This is a genomic window from Acidobacteriota bacterium (genome assembly GCA_016208495.1).
Lineage (GTDB): Bacteria > Acidobacteriota > Blastocatellia > Chloracidobacteriales > Chloracidobacteriaceae > JACQXX01.
Window position 1 is genome coordinate 19651 of sequence record JACQXX010000040.1, and the last position, 13984, is coordinate 33634.

Consider the following 13984-nt stretch of genomic DNA (forward strand, 5'->3'; position numbering starts at 1 on the left):
GTCAGTAGTCAGTAGTTCGTTAAGTTTATTTGATTGAATTATTTGACTGTCTGTCTAACACTACAGCGAGGTTTCGGTTGTAACCTGCGAAGCGGGTGGAAGGCTCGTAGCCCAGGGTGGAGTCTTCGAAACCCTGGGTTGACGGTCATTCCCAATTTCTCCCGCCCCACCGGCAACCGCCTACGGCGGTTGCCGGTGGGGCGGGAGGGAGGTTGGGCCGTTGGTCTCAGGATTGCACCCTGGGGTAGTATTAGGGTAAGGCTAAATCATTGAAAAAACTGTATTTCCCTCAGCCCTTAGCCCGATACCCTTAGCCCCAAATGATATAACGGCACCGTCACCCTGGCGAGGTTGCCCCAAACCAGCTTTGCTCCTGGAGGACTGGCAATGCATTCCACTGAAAAAGAAGCACTTGTCCGGGCACTGGCACATCTTGGGCGGAGAGGAATCAGGCCAAACAACCACCTTCAAGTTCCGTTGTCAGACCCGATTCCAATTCAATCTCCGAGAGTGAACCAGCTTGAACCGACCTCAACTTCCGATCCACTGGTGAGTTGCATCATGCCCACAGCCAATCGCCCGGTGCTGGCGCTTCAGGCAATTCACTATTTTTTAAAGCAAACTTATCCAAACCGGGAATTGATCATTATTGACGATGAGCCCGGTCATCTGCGCGAGAAGCTACCTGCCGACTCAGGTATTCAGTATTTGACCGTTCCAGTTGGAACCACCATCGGGGCGAAACGAAACCGTGGATGCGAAGTCGCCAGAGGTGTGATTTTTGCCCAGTGGGACGACGATGACTGGTATGGCACTGACCGCTTGAAAGTTCAGGTTGAACCAATCATTCGCCAAACAGCCGACATCACCGGCTTTCACGACACGATTTTTTTTGATTTGGAACGGTGGGAATTCTGGAAATGCAATCCAACCCTGCACCGACATATGTTTGTGGAAGACGTTCCGAGCGGTACGCTGGTCTATCATCGGCGCATTTGGGAAAAGCTGACCCGCTACCCAAATCAATCGCTGGCCGAAGATGCCTTTTTGCTCAAACAGGCCCTCCGGCGTGGGGCGCGGTTGAGCCGGGTTTCAGGTGAACATTCATTTCTTTATGTGCGGCACGGCACCAACACCTGGAAATTTGGGTTGGGCCGATTTGTTGATCCAACGGCCTGGTTTCAGATTGAGGAACCAGCCTGTTTCACTGTTGATCGGGCCTTTTATCAATCACAATCCGCCGCCGGTCTCAGAAAAGGAGCGAAGTCAGGTTCAGAAGCCTCATTGCCTCTGGTGAGTTGTATTCTGCCAACTGCCAATCGGCGTGGGTTTATCAGCCAGTCAATCCAATATTTTCTGAGACAAACCTATCCAAACCGCGAGCTTATCATTGTGGATGACGGCACTGATCCCATCCGTGACCTGGTTCCGGCAGATGCCCGAATCACATACCACAGGTTGACGCCCAGACAGTCGGTTGGGGCAAAACGAAACCTTGCCTGCCAGGAAACACGCGGGGAAATTATCGTTCACTGGGACGATGATGATTGGACTTCGCCGGAGTGGATTGCCTCGCTGGTTTCGACTTTGACAAACCAGCAAGCGGATATTGTCGGTCTCAAGGATATTCTTTTCCTGGAACCAGCCACGAATCAAGCCTGGGTGTATCGCTATCCATCTCATAGCCAGGAGTGGGTTTATGGCGGTACGTTGTGTTATTGGAAAGACTACTGGCGAAAACACCCGTTTCAAAACCGCAATATCGGTGAAGATGCCCAATTCATATGGAGTACTCCGAACAAAAAAGTGGTTTCACTCCAAACTCAAACTGAATATGTGGCTCTTATTCATCCACACAATACCAGCCCAAAACAGACCTCCGGCCACTGGTGGCAGCAAATACCACCTGAAACAGTCTGGTCGGTGATTGGCAATGATGGAAATTTTTACCGCAACCTCAATCAGATGCCAGGCTTCACTTTCCACCACTCTGAAGAATGATCGGCGCGCAATAGGCCAGAATTTCCGCAGGCCAGTTTGAGGTTCGCTTTTCCTTAAAAATAATCGCATCCCCAATTCGATCAAGTTCAATCAACCCACCGTGAAAATCCTTACCATACAGACGGTCAATATCGTTATCTTTCGGCCAGGATTCCTGATCGGCACATCGGTTGTCCAGATGAATCAGGTAGGGCCGTTCAGACCTGATGTAAAAAGTAAATTTCACCTCACCTGCTTCACTCCGGATGGTTACCTGGTCGCCAATCTCAAGCGGAAAAAAAATACCGATTCGTTCAGCCACATAGACATTCTCTTTATAAATGATTGACCCATCCTGGGAACAAATAGTCACTGGAATCGGAGTTTCCCATCCGAGCGTGTTGAAAGGAACCAGTACTGAACCTTCTTTGGGGAAGTAAATCTGGCCGATGAGTTGACTCAGGTTTTTTCGAAAGTTTTTTTGGGAATGGGATTTATACAGTTCATCAAAATTGGGCAGGTAGGGTTCAGTTGGGGGAGGTGGCAACAATGGCAACAACCGGCTGGAGACCTTGTTTGGAAAATCCACGCTAAACGATTGGGGGCTGGTCAGAATAATCGGTGGAAACAGGATCGCATCACGATGCGATACAATCAATGAGGGAACGTGATGTTCGGTCTGTACCCACCCAACCATTGATCGGTCGGCTTGTTTCCCTTCGGTGTGGGGATTAATGAAGAGTGGACAGAGCCCAGATGTAACGAGCATAACTCCGGGAATTTTTTCAGATATCAGTTTTTTCAAATAGGTGGTCATGGGTTTGCTCCTCATCAAGCTGAAAGAAATGTTGGCTGAGGAACGGAGCATACCACGAACCTTTTTTCCCCCCACATTTTTTTCATCCGGCAACCAAACTCCGCCTTTTGGGAGCGTAGATCATGAGGTGAGCCACAAACCGGTTATTGAAAGCTGGTTGAAACAGGCAACACGCTTAATTGCTGGCGCAGAAAGCGTTGTTCGGGCTCTGAACAAGGGCACTTAAGCGCGGTCCGATACCAGTGTGCGGCTTGATGTGAGTCTCCGAGTTCACGCCATAATTCACCGAGTGTCGCAGGCAATAAGTAATACTGATGAAGTGCCGGGTGGTGGCAAATGGCTTCAAGGGCTGAAATTCCGGCTTCGGGGCCCTGGAGGTGAGCCATCGCCACTGCGCGGTTGAGCACAATGACCGGTGAAGGGTTGAGTTCAAGTAACTGGTCATACAACCCGACAATCTGTTCCCAATTGGTGGCTTCAAAACTGAGGGCGACAGCGTGGGCTGAGGCAATTCCGGCTTGCAAGTGATATTCGGTTAATTCATCGCCAGCCGCCGATTGTTCCAAATGGCGTAACCCCTGATAAATCAATCTTTTGTCCCACAGCGACCGATCCTGATCACGCAGTAAAAACAACTCCCCATTATCATCAACTCGCGCCGGAAGCCGAGCCGCCAGCAACACCATCAGCGCCAGCAAGGCATGGCATTTCGGCAGATTCGTGGCCGGATGGTGAAGGAGCATCCGGGCAAAGCGCACCGCCTCGGAGCACAATTCGGCCCGAATCAGGTTTTCTCCCTGATGGGCGGTATATCCTTCATTGAACAGCAGATAGAGAACTTCAAGCACTGAATCAAGCCGGGAAGAAAGCTCATTGGAATCCGGTAGTTCAAAGGTGATTCCGTCTTCTTTAATTTGGCGCTTGGCGCGGACTAATCGTTGGGCGATGGTAGCTTCCCTGGACAAAAACGCCCGGCTGATTTCGCTGACCCCAAAACCACCTACTGTTTTGAGCGTCAATGCAATACGGGACTCGCGCGAAATCGCCGGATGGCAGGCCATAAACATCATGCGCAATTCGTCATCAATCAATTCCAAACTCGTCTCGGTCATTGGCTGACGAATCGCCAGGGCTTCCCGAACGGCAAATGCCTGCTGTAGTACACCAGCTTTTTCAGCCAGTGAGCTTTCGCGCCGGAGCACATCAAGTGCACTGTTTTTCGCCACCCGCACCAGCCAGGCCGTTGGGTTTTCAGGAATGCCGCGATATGGCCAGACTTGCAGGGCTTTGATCAGGGCTTCTTGAACCACTTCTTCAGCCAGTTCAAGGTGTTGCGGGCCAAACACGCACGTCAAGGTAGACACCAGTTGCCCGGCCTGATGACGAAACAGGTGTTCAACAATTCCCGGAACCGAACTGGTGGGCATAAACATTCAGAAATGAAGAATGAAGAACTCTTTTAGTGGTTAGTGGTTAGTGGTTAGTGGTTAGTGGTTAGTGATTAGTGGTTAGTGGTTAGTGGTTAGTGGTTAGAAATCAATACTTTCGAAGAAGTACCAGGCACCAATCATCAAGAACTAGCCACTAGCCACTAGCCACTAACCACTAGCCACTAACCACTTTCTTTATTCTGCATTCAAATCAGTTGCCCATTTGCGACATGTCCTGAATTTCCCGGATTTCGAGAAAGCCTCCGAATTCAAGCGTTGGACAATCCTGAGCCATGGCAACCGCAGCATCATAATCAGCCGCCTCTATAATCCAGTATCCGCCAACAACTTCTTTGGTTTCGATAAACGGCCCATCCGTGACAACCTGTTTTTCCCCAAATCCTTTCAATCGTTTACCGGCGCCGTCAACCAGTTTATTGACGCCAACCAGCTTTCCCGATTCCTGAAGCTTTGTGTTCCAGTCAAAATATTTTTGGATGATGGATTGGATCATTTCCGGGCTGAGTTCGACATCCGACGCTTCGGACATGTCATACATTGAAATCAACATAAACTGAGGCATAGCAATCTTTGCTCCTGTCATTGACAAAATTTCGCCAGCCGAAGTGTATCGAGAAGGCGTGTTTGATCCAATGACGAATCAATTCTTCTCAAATCGACAGCCCGTTTCAAAATTTTTCCGAATTTAATCTGTGAATGAAACGGTGGATTGCCGCTTCCGATTGACGGTGAGGTGGGTGACATCGGGGCGGGAATAATGCCCAGCCGGGTCAAAGTTTTGCCGTGCCTGTCGAACCAGTGTGTGGTCGAGGGTGGCTACCAGGAGTGTTTCATCTTCAATGACTGGCGATAACAGCCAGGTTCCGTCCGGGGCGGCAATACAGGAGCCACCATTGGCCAGAAAGGGCTCGCAATTCTGGACAATCAAGTCACGATGAGGAGTTTCAGGAGGAAAATCGGTGGGGCGCATCAATCCCGAGGCTGAAATCACAAATGACCGGGACTCAAGGGCAATAAATCGGGTGATGGTTTCGGTGTTGCGGATGCTTCCGGGCCAGATGGCGACGTGGAGATCTTCTCCAAGGCCGTAAAGTGCGGCGCGTGCCAGGGGCATCCAGTTTTCCCAGCAATTGAGCCCACCCAGGGTAAAGGCTCCAAGTTGATGCACTTGCAGACCGTGACCATCGCCAGGTGCCCAGGTGAGGCGTTCCTCATACGTTGGCATTAACTTTCGATGGACTGAGCCAATCTTTCCTTCTGGATCAATGAACACGAGCGAGCAATACAGGCTATGTCCGCCCCGATCCAGAGGGCGTTCAACACACCCAAGCACCACTGCCAGGGAATGACGTCTGGCGGCGTGGCAAAAAGCATCCAGATGACCTGATTCGATTTGCACCGCCTGGTCAAGATAGTGGGCGTGAATTTCTTTTTGAATCGGGGAATCAAATCGGGCGCCGTCAGTTCGCTCGATCCAAAATGGATATCCAGGCAGGAGGGCTTCACCAAAAACGACCACCTTACAGCCATGTTTGGCCGCTTGATCGAGGAAGGTGAGCATTTTTTCGCTCGTCGCCCGACGATTGAGCCAGATCGGGGACATCTGGGCAATGCCAACAAGAAGGTGGTCAGAAGGCATGGGGTAGAGGGTTCCGGGTTCTTTAAGGGATGAGGGATGAGGGATGAGGGATAAGGGATAAAACCAAGGGATGAGGGATGAGGGATGAGGGATGAAAAAAACCAACTTGTCACCCTGTCACCTTGTCACCTTGTCATTCTGTCACCTTGTCACCCTGTCACCCTGTCACCTTGTCACCTTGTCCGAAACCCGTTATTGAGTCAAGCGAAAGAGATCCAAATCAAGCTGTGCTGGTTGAGGTAACCGATACGGTGAAGGAAATTCGTATCCGACCAGTACCGAATATGGAAACTCATCATTTGAAACCAGGGATAGACTGTTTGGCCGATCATACCCGGAGCCGACGGCTGTGCGCGGCCCCTGAATAACCTGGGTGAGTTCACTCCCTGGACGACTCCAAACCACCCGTTCCGCAATCTGATTCACCCCTTGATACCAGCGATACACCATAACTGGCCAATCAAAATCCTGACTGGGCCTGGCCAGGAGCAACAAATCCTGTCCATCAAGGCACAAATCGCGAATTCCCAGGCCGTCAAGTTGAAGAAAGTGCTTTTTGTACCGCTGTCCACCTGGCCCAATCGGTTTGAGGTGCAGCAGATGGTCGGCACTGTCCTCGATTTCCAGCTCCAGGATAATCCCCCACCCATGCAGCACTGGTCCCCGCAACCCGAGAAATACTTTTTTTCCGTAAACGGCAATCCCACCCACGGCCAGCCCATTTTCATTTCCAGGAATTGCCAGAAATGGTTGCAGATGTTCATCTTCGGCAATGGCTTCAGTGAGTTCGTTCCCATCAACCGTTCCCGCCAGTCGTGACACGGTTTCGGGGTTGGCCCCCTCCAGCAATTCAACGGTTGGCCGGTTTTCCGCTTCGTGGTGGAGCACAACTGGAATCCGGGCCAACACAAAACGGTGTTTCCTTTTGACCAGGGATTGTAGTTGAAGAATGTTTTTGCAATCCGGTTTGAACGGGTCGGCCAGAGCCCGGCTCAGGCTGTGAGAACCCACCACCCAGAGCGCACGTCCGTCAAAAGCAGCACTTTCGATTTCAATATCGAAGGCAGTCCCAGGCGTTGATTTGGTGGTGGCCGAATCAGCGAGAAAATGATCTAAGTCAAATGATTTCATAGCTTTGAAATGCAAACCTCCGGCTGGGGCAAAACAATCCAGACGATTCCTCATTCCAGAAATCACCCACAGGCTGTTGTGGGCTTGAAGCACAGCCGAAAGTGTTTCCCTGGACCAGTCGGCACCACTGTTGTGGAAAGAGAGCCGCTGGATGGAAGTCAACATGAATGCACCCCCTAAGGTGCACCGAAGATTCCTTTCTGTTTGGATCACTTGCTCCTGGTTTCAGATGAGCGCCAAAACCAGGGACAAGATTTCAAACCGGTAATGACACCGGGCGGTTGGGTCAAACCTGTTCAGGTTGTCCCAAACACCGGTTGGACTGAACCACAGTCTGGAGGAAACTCCTTTCCAAGGAGGGGCAGAAACTATTCCAGACCAGCAGGAGCACATCGTTTTCGATCCCCAAAAGACCCACTGAAATCCCCTTCATAATTTTTGGTGGCCACCCCGCAACTTTCACCCGGGGAGAGTGATGCGCGAACTATGAACTGGAAGATTTCAGTGTTATTAGGTTATTTGCACGAGAAGGCAAAAATGATTCAGGCTTTGAAAAAAAATTTTGAAATTTTCCGGTAAATTCTCGGAAGAATCCCGGTTTCTGTACTCTCTTTGCCTTTCCCTGGATTTTTCACTGAGCTACACTTCATTCTGCCAACGGCATTATTTTTCTTTTTTCGAGTGAGTACACTTTACAAGTGACACAATGACCCTGATTTGCCCGGTGGCTTCACCGGGCTATTTGACCTGTTTGTCCCCTGTGCTGAGTCATAATTTTGGATAATCAGAGGAGTTTATTGGATGATTACCCGGCCAACTGACCATCAGTTATTAGTCAGAGCCTCAAAAGGTGACAAAGCCGCGTTTGCCGAGTTGTATGACCGACATCACCGGTCCGTCTGGGGATTTCTCTTGAAAATGAGCCATGACCACACATTGACCTCAGACATGACGCAGGAAGTGTTTTTGGAAGTGCTCAAATATCCAGATCGGTTTGACCCCACCCGAGGTGCCACGATGGAAACCTGGCTCTGTGCCATTGCTCGGAACCTGTATCTTATGCATTGTCGAAAAACAGATCGTGAAACTTCCAGGGGTGAGCCGGTACCGGAATCGGTTCTGATGACCTCGTTGAGTTCAAATCGCACTGCGTTTGAAACGGTGGCGATTGCCCGGATTGATGTTCGGCGCGCCCTTTCAAACCTTTCGCTTGAACAACGTGAAGTTCTCGTCCTGGCTGACATGGAAGATCATCAGGTCAAAGAAATTAGTTTTATCATTGGCATTTCGGTTGCAGCCGTTAAATCAAGACTTTTACGCGCCCGTGAAAATGTCCGAAAACTCTTGATTTAAAGCGAAACAAGCCCAGGAGAGCCTTAATTTTATGTCCATTCCAACCTCTCATTCAGTCCCATCACCCACAGATGATGACGCGCTGGCACCGGATCCAGTCGTTTCCTCATTCCTGAAGTCAGAAGCTTTTGCTGAACCACCAGCCGCGCTCCGGGATCGCGTGTTACATGCCTTTGAAGCCCATTTTGAGCAAAACCCCGTCGAATCAAGCCTTGAGGCATTTGATGACGACAGCGAAGCTGAAGTTTGGAAAACAGCTACCCCCTGGATGACAGTCCAACCCTCATCGTGGTTGCGTGTGGCGCCATATGCTTTTGGGTTTGGAATCGGCGCTCTGACTCTGGCCGGATCACTTCTGTGGTGGAATGCCAGCCTGCCGGCACAGATCGTGATGGTTGAATTTCCACGCCCATCCACGGTATTGCCTGATCCAATGAGTGTTCCCACACCAGCACCGGCAACCAAACCAGCAGGTTCTGGAGCCTTCCCCAAAGCTCATTCGGCGGGGAACCCGGTGGCCCTCCCCAAACCCGAATCCCCAAACTACCGGTCAGAAGGGAACACAGCACCACTGGCGACGGCCTCACCGGCGGATGTGAAATTTTTTGCCGGGCAACTCACGCTCTCGGTTGACGGGGTTGAGATCACCCAAACCAAGGCACCAGCGGCTGGAAGCGCCATTCGAGTCTCTTTGGGTGGGAACGGCGATTATATTTTAATGCTGGCTCCAAAAAACGATACCTTCAAACCCAATGGCTGGGTGGTCGGAAACCAGTTCTGGTTTGAGGTCAATGGCCAGACGATAGAAATTCAATGTTCTGAACCAGTTGTCAGCGGGTCAGGGCAATATCAACTGTGGGTCTCCACCATTCCAGCCACGTCGGCTGAAGCCACCGGATTTTCAGTTCGACTCTACGCTTCGCTCGATGCCGCTCACCGCCAGTCTCCGTAACACTCAAACGCCGCCCAGTGTTCGGGTGACTGGTAGGCAGGGTTTTTGAGCATGTGGAGCTGGGCTTTTCGCAGGGCCTGGGTTGGTGGAAGATGATAGGTAAATAATTGTTCGTAAAAGAGTTTCATCAATTCTGAGGTGACTTTGTCATCCACGGCCCATTGGGTGCCGACCACCGTGCGGGCGCCGGCCAGCAAAAAGGCCCGTGAAAACGAGAGCGGTCCTTCGCCCTCGATCAATTTTCCATCCGCGGTCTGACAGGCACTGATCACCACCAAATCAGTTTTTAAAGGCAAACCGGCAATATCCATCAGGGTTAAAAACCCATCCTGGGCCTTGCCCTGGGAATCAAGCAGCGAGAACAACAGCCCCGAAAGGGATGGGTCTTTTTCGCGAATCACGCTATGGGTCGCAATATGGATCATCTGAAACTGATTTGCCTTTCCTTCGGACAAAAGGCTCCGACTGGCATCAAATCCCAGTTTCTTGACGACTTTTCCTTTACACAACCGCTCAATTAAAGCGGCTTCGGCACTTGAAGCCGGGAGGCGTGAAAACCGTAGCCCTCGAAACGTATTCGAGGGTTCAGCGATTTCGACCCGCTCTGATTTCGTTCCGCTCAAGCGGGCAACCTGTGGCAATCTGGAATCCGCCAGGGTAAATACCGGATCCGCCATCACCAGGATTGATCCTGCCTCTTGAGTGGGTTTTGATTGGCGTTGCAGAAGTTGACTGGCAAAGGTCGCTGATGGGCTATAACTGATTTCACACTGAGCAAGAAGTGGAAGTACTGGTTTTTCTGGAAGTGGCAACGCCGCCAGCGGCACCCAGTTGAGCACATCAGACCGCACCATAATCAGGCGGCTGATACTGGGCGGTAAGGCCAGCGGGCGCAACAGTTGGGTTGAAAGTTTGGCGAGCGTGGGCTTGAGTCCCGAGGTGGGGGTGGAAGCTACTTTAAAATTGGCCTGGGAACGGGGAACACTGGCCTGTAACTCGTTGATGAGCGGTTGCAGTTCGGCTTTGGATGGGAGCGTCACACTTCGGAATCCGCCCTCGGTCATAATCCAGGCATAGGAGGCAAATTCACCGACGTGAAATTCAACCAGTGCCGTGCTGGCATCTACCATTTTTTGAAGGCTCGTCAAATCAGGGTTGGTTAATCCGGCGGGCTTGATGGGTGAAGTCAAGGTGGCAGCTAGCCGGTCTTTTGTCCGCAGGAGCGGCGCCAGTTGCCGTTCCACTTTTTCAAGGTCAGAGGCTTGTGGCTGATCGGTTATCAACAGTGCGGCCCGTTGTGCCGCCAGACGGTTTATTTCAACTTTGACTTCAGAAAGCTGTTTCCACTCCACGGGTAAGCTATCGGCTTCGGATTGAGTTAACTCAGTGGTTGCCATTTTCTCGACCATACCTCGGGCCAGCCGACGCTCATTCCACAAAAAGGCTTCCTGGTCATACCCTTTGGCGGGCGAAGCTTTGTGTTTGCGAAAGAGAATTTCGATCAAGGCGTCATACATGGTTTGGGTGGTCGCAAAGTAGTCAATCTGGGCCAAACCCGGTGTATTTTGTTTGAGCGTCTCGGTTAACCTGATCGCTTCCCGCAAATCAGCCTCAGCTTGATCAAGTTGATTGGTCAGAATGCCAATCCGGGCCTGCCAGTAAAGCGTGTTGGAGAGCCAGTCTGGAGACGAAACTGACTGAAGCAGTTCCCTGGATTCAGCCAGATACAGCGATGCCTGTTTATAGTTTTGGCGATCAGCTTCAACCCGCCCGGCAACGTTTAATGCCGCCGCAAGGTCGCGATTGGATTGGAGCTCTCGAAGTTTTGGAATCGCTTTGTGCTCTAACAACTCAATGGCTTCCTGGTGTTTCCCTAATTTTTGGAGCATGGTCGCCACGTTGTGATAGAGGATGGCCTGCAAATGAAGATCATTCATTTGAGGCAACAGTTCGAGTGCTGACCGACAAAAGGTGGAGGCCGTTTCAAGGTTTCCCCGACGATACCAGGCCCATCCAATTAAATACGTGGCGGTTGCCGTCTGGCTTGTGAGCTGGTTGCTTTTTGCCAGTGGCAGGGCTTTATCCCGCAATAAATCAAACGCATCATCCCACCGACCTATAAAAATATAGTGTGCTGCCTGATTACACCAAACCTGTAGTTTGGTTTCCGGTGGATCAGATTCCACCAACAAACTGGCAGCTTTGGTGTGGGCAGTTTCGGCGGCATCAAAAAATCCACCGGCATCGTAATCAACAGCCAATCCACTCAACATTAAGGCTTCAGCCTCACGTAAATGAAATGTTTTCAAAACCACCAGGGCCTCTTCGATTACTGGTATAATCGCGACACTATTTCCTAAACAATACTCATTCCTGGAAACATCAAGGGCACGTTTCGCCCAATGAAGATGGTCCCCCAATTCCAGATAAAATTGGCGAACACGTTCAAACCCCTGGCTGGCTGCCCGAAACCGACCTCGTTTTTCATTTTGTTGTGCCAGGGCAGAGACAGCTATTAATCGCCCACCCCTTTCACCTGTTGCAGCTAATTTGACTTCTGCCTGCTGGTACAGGTCTTCGGCCTGATCAAAGTTCCCCTGGCGTGAGAGGGCATCAGCGGCTTTTTTGAGAGCAAAACCTTCCATTCGTTGGTCACCTTGTTGCCGGGCAAGTGTAGCAACCTCAAGGAAACCTTCAGATGTTCGGGTATTTTTCGCAGTGTTAAAGGCTGCCTGGAGCACACTCCGAGATGCAAATTCACCTGAAGAGCATTCTGAAACCACGATTGAACACTCTTTGGGTACTGTATGGCTCGTCAATGATGCCTTCACCACAATTTTGTAAATCCCCACCTGGTTCGCCTTCCAATACCCTTCTTCAAATCCCCACAGCCCGGTTGGGGTATCAACCTGGAACACTTCGGTTCCACCAGGTTCAATCACGCTGCAACTCAGATCCAACCCGCGCTGTTCAACCCTGACTTTCATGGTTGCCGGTTGAGAGAGCATCAGTTCAAAAACGATTTGCTGGCCGGGTGACCAGATCAGCTTTTGTTCCTGATTCAGGGTTAGCTTGTGGGCTGGAACCTGAGCCTGCATCGGCTGGGAAACCAAACACAAGGGAATGATCCAAAGCCATCTGGAAAAATTTTTCAAAAAAAGCGAGAAGAGGTGAATCATTTTGGGCCTCTCGTGCAAATAACTATCAGACAACAAAAATGAGCCATCTGAAGAGGAATCTAAAAAATTCCACATCAGGCGTAGGCTCTCAGTAAAACCACGAGATGCACCTTACTGGCCAACAAGGTGGACCAGGGTTGAACTGAGATCAAAGGGTTCATACACCAAATAAGTTGAGGATAAGCAAATATGAAGATATCACAGTTGATGGGCTGTGTCCGCAGCCTGCGCAGGGTAACGTGTGTTTTGGCGACAATTTTACCGGTGCTGGCACTGGTGTGTAGCCCGGTCTTTTCACAATCACCCCGCCAGGCCGGAGCTGGCTTTACCAATCAGGGACTGGGTGAAGAGGCCCATATCACCCTAACTATCAATAATTCCATCATTGCCGCCGGTCAAACAGTACAAACGACGCTCCCCAACAGTGGTCAGCCGCAAAGTACAAATGGTGGGGCATCCGATGGATATATCGTGGTTTATAGCACTGCCGGCACCATTGTCTGGTCAACTTTTCTTGGTGGAAGCCAGCCTGATGCCATTCGCAGTGCGGTGGTTACCTCGTCAAATGTGCTCATCCTGACTGGAGTTACCGAGTCATCCGACTTTCCAGTCACCGACGGTTCAACTCTTGAGGGTCCGTCAGGTGCCTTTGTGGCCGCGATCAATCTGGATACCCAATCGCTGGTCTATTCATCAATTCTTTCAAGTACCAGCATTGAGATTGGCCACAACCTGATTCAACTTTCTGACGGTCGAGTGGCTCTTGTCGGAGAGCATACCAGCAATGGTGTCACCACCGGGTTTGTGGCTGTGCAACCTCCAATTGGGGAAACAGGAAGCCGGCTCGTGCTTGAACTGGATGGACCTGCGTTTGGAATTGCCCAAAACACCAACGGGAACCTGATTGTCGTGGGTGGCTATGATACCGGTCTTGGGTTTATCAAGGGTGTCAATCCGACCACCCTCGAAATCACCTCCGCACTTGACCTGCCCATGATTGGCCAGACAGTCAAGGTTGGAGGCAATGGCAAAATTTGGGTTGGTGGAAGCCATCTCAATTTATCAAATCGCCCTTCCTCGCACTTTCAACCGCTAGACGGCGAAGACGGTAGCTTGGGACAACTGGGCCGACCACCTATCTCAAAACCAGTGTTTGGCACCATTTTGGATCAACCTGATTTCGCCACCAACATTGAAGATGTAGTCTTTATCCCAACCCCGCACCCAGTTACTGATTTACGTGTAGCAGACGATGGCCAGGTCTGGTTTTGCGGTCCAGTTGGCGCTCAGGGCTATGTTGGGCGGGTGGATACGTCGTTGACGCTTCATACCGAGTCGGAGTCCTTGCCTGGCCAGGCCAATTCGCTCAATCTGGCTGCAACTGGATATACAGTTGTCGGGAAAGTCCCGCAAACCACTGGTTCAGAAGCGTTTGTGCGCTACGAACCGTAATCCAGTCCAGATCATTCATTGAGTGAGGTA

The 13984-nt window shown here is 50.9% G+C and carries 10 protein-coding genes; 4 read left to right on the top strand and 6 right to left on the bottom strand.

From position 1 onward, the window contains the following. The first annotated feature begins 387 nt into the window (after positions 1 to 387). The gene (locus tag HY774_06850) at positions 388 to 2001 is read left to right on the top strand and encodes a glycosyltransferase family 2 protein (GenBank protein ID MBI4748190.1); all 1614 of its coding nucleotides are present in this window, start codon (positions 388 to 390) and stop codon (positions 1999 to 2001) included. Here the strand turns inward: HY774_06850 and HY774_06855 are convergent. The 5 genes from HY774_06855 to HY774_06875 form a co-directional block, all read right to left on the bottom strand. Then, complete coding sequence (locus tag HY774_06855; protein ID MBI4748191.1) at positions 1976 to 2797, bottom strand: hypothetical protein; 822 nt, start codon at positions 2795 to 2797, stop codon at positions 1976 to 1978. The genes HY774_06850 and HY774_06855 overlap by 26 nt on opposite strands. A 143-nt stretch (positions 2798 to 2940) precedes the next feature. Continuing rightward, positions 2941 to 4224 carry a sigma-70 family RNA polymerase sigma factor gene (locus HY774_06860; GenBank protein MBI4748192.1) on the bottom strand — a complete coding sequence of 428 codons (1284 nt, stop codon included), beginning with the start codon at positions 4222 to 4224 and terminating at the stop codon, positions 2941 to 2943. Between the two features lie 214 nt (positions 4225 to 4438). Continuing rightward, positions 4439 to 4810 (bottom strand): transcription initiation protein, encoded by a 372-nt coding sequence (locus tag HY774_06865; protein MBI4748193.1) that lies wholly within the window; start codon positions 4808 to 4810, stop codon positions 4439 to 4441. A gap of 123 nt (positions 4811 to 4933) precedes the next feature. Next, positions 4934 to 5887, bottom strand: coding sequence for a carbon-nitrogen hydrolase family protein (locus HY774_06870; protein ID MBI4748194.1), 954 nt, complete (start codon positions 5885 to 5887; stop codon positions 4934 to 4936). Between the two features lie 192 nt (positions 5888 to 6079). Further along, positions 6080 to 7183 (bottom strand): DUF3616 domain-containing protein, encoded by a 1104-nt coding sequence (locus HY774_06875; protein ID MBI4748195.1) that lies wholly within the window; start codon positions 7181 to 7183, stop codon positions 6080 to 6082. Positions 7184 to 7819: 636 nt separating this feature from the next. Between HY774_06875 and HY774_06880 the strand changes: the two genes are divergently transcribed. Together HY774_06880 and HY774_06885 are read left to right on the top strand one after the other, a co-directional pair. Further along, positions 7820 to 8371 (top strand): RNA polymerase sigma factor, encoded by a 552-nt coding sequence (locus HY774_06880; GenBank protein MBI4748196.1) that lies wholly within the window; start codon positions 7820 to 7822, stop codon positions 8369 to 8371. Positions 8372 to 8402: 31 nt separating this feature from the next. After that, on the top strand, positions 8403 to 9323 hold the full coding sequence (locus HY774_06885; protein MBI4748197.1) for a hypothetical protein: 921 nt from the start codon (positions 8403 to 8405) through the stop codon (positions 9321 to 9323). Here HY774_06885 and HY774_06890 read toward each other — a convergent pair. After that, the gene (locus tag HY774_06890) at positions 9305 to 12502 is read right to left on the bottom strand and encodes a CHAT domain-containing protein (protein MBI4748198.1); all 3198 of its coding nucleotides are present in this window, start codon (positions 12500 to 12502) and stop codon (positions 9305 to 9307) included. The genes HY774_06885 and HY774_06890 overlap by 19 nt on opposite strands. 189 nt (positions 12503 to 12691) lie before the next feature. Here HY774_06890 and HY774_06895 point away from each other — a divergent pair, with 189 nt between their 5' ends. Continuing rightward, positions 12692 to 13954: a hypothetical protein gene (locus HY774_06895; GenBank protein ID MBI4748199.1), complete on the top strand. Its 1263-nt coding sequence runs from the start codon at positions 12692 to 12694 to the stop codon at positions 13952 to 13954. Positions 13955 to 13984 lie beyond the last annotated feature (30 nt).

What these genes read in the sequence shown, in the direction of transcription:
- HY774_06850 (MBI4748190.1), top strand. Translation starts at nt 388, where the DNA reads ATGCATTCCACTGAAAAAGAAGCACTTGTCCGGGCACTGGCACATCTT.
- HY774_06855 (MBI4748191.1), bottom strand. Translation starts at nt 2,797, where the DNA reads ATGACCACCTATTTGAAAAAACTGATATCTGAAAAAATTCCCGGAGTT.
- HY774_06860 (MBI4748192.1), bottom strand. Translation starts at nt 4,224, where the DNA reads ATGCCCACCAGTTCGGTTCCGGGAATTGTTGAACACCTGTTTCGTCAT.
- HY774_06865 (MBI4748193.1), bottom strand. Translation starts at nt 4,810, where the DNA reads ATGCCTCAGTTTATGTTGATTTCAATGTATGACATGTCCGAAGCGTCG.
- HY774_06870 (MBI4748194.1), bottom strand. Translation starts at nt 5,887, where the DNA reads ATGCCTTCTGACCACCTTCTTGTTGGCATTGCCCAGATGTCCCCGATC.
- HY774_06875 (MBI4748195.1), bottom strand. Translation starts at nt 7,183, where the DNA reads ATGTTGACTTCCATCCAGCGGCTCTCTTTCCACAACAGTGGTGCCGAC.
- HY774_06880 (MBI4748196.1), top strand. Translation starts at nt 7,820, where the DNA reads ATGATTACCCGGCCAACTGACCATCAGTTATTAGTCAGAGCCTCAAAA.
- HY774_06885 (MBI4748197.1), top strand. Translation starts at nt 8,403, where the DNA reads ATGTCCATTCCAACCTCTCATTCAGTCCCATCACCCACAGATGATGAC.
- HY774_06890 (MBI4748198.1), bottom strand. Translation starts at nt 12,502, where the DNA reads ATGATTCACCTCTTCTCGCTTTTTTTGAAAAATTTTTCCAGATGGCTT.
- HY774_06895 (MBI4748199.1), top strand. Translation starts at nt 12,692, where the DNA reads ATGAAGATATCACAGTTGATGGGCTGTGTCCGCAGCCTGCGCAGGGTA.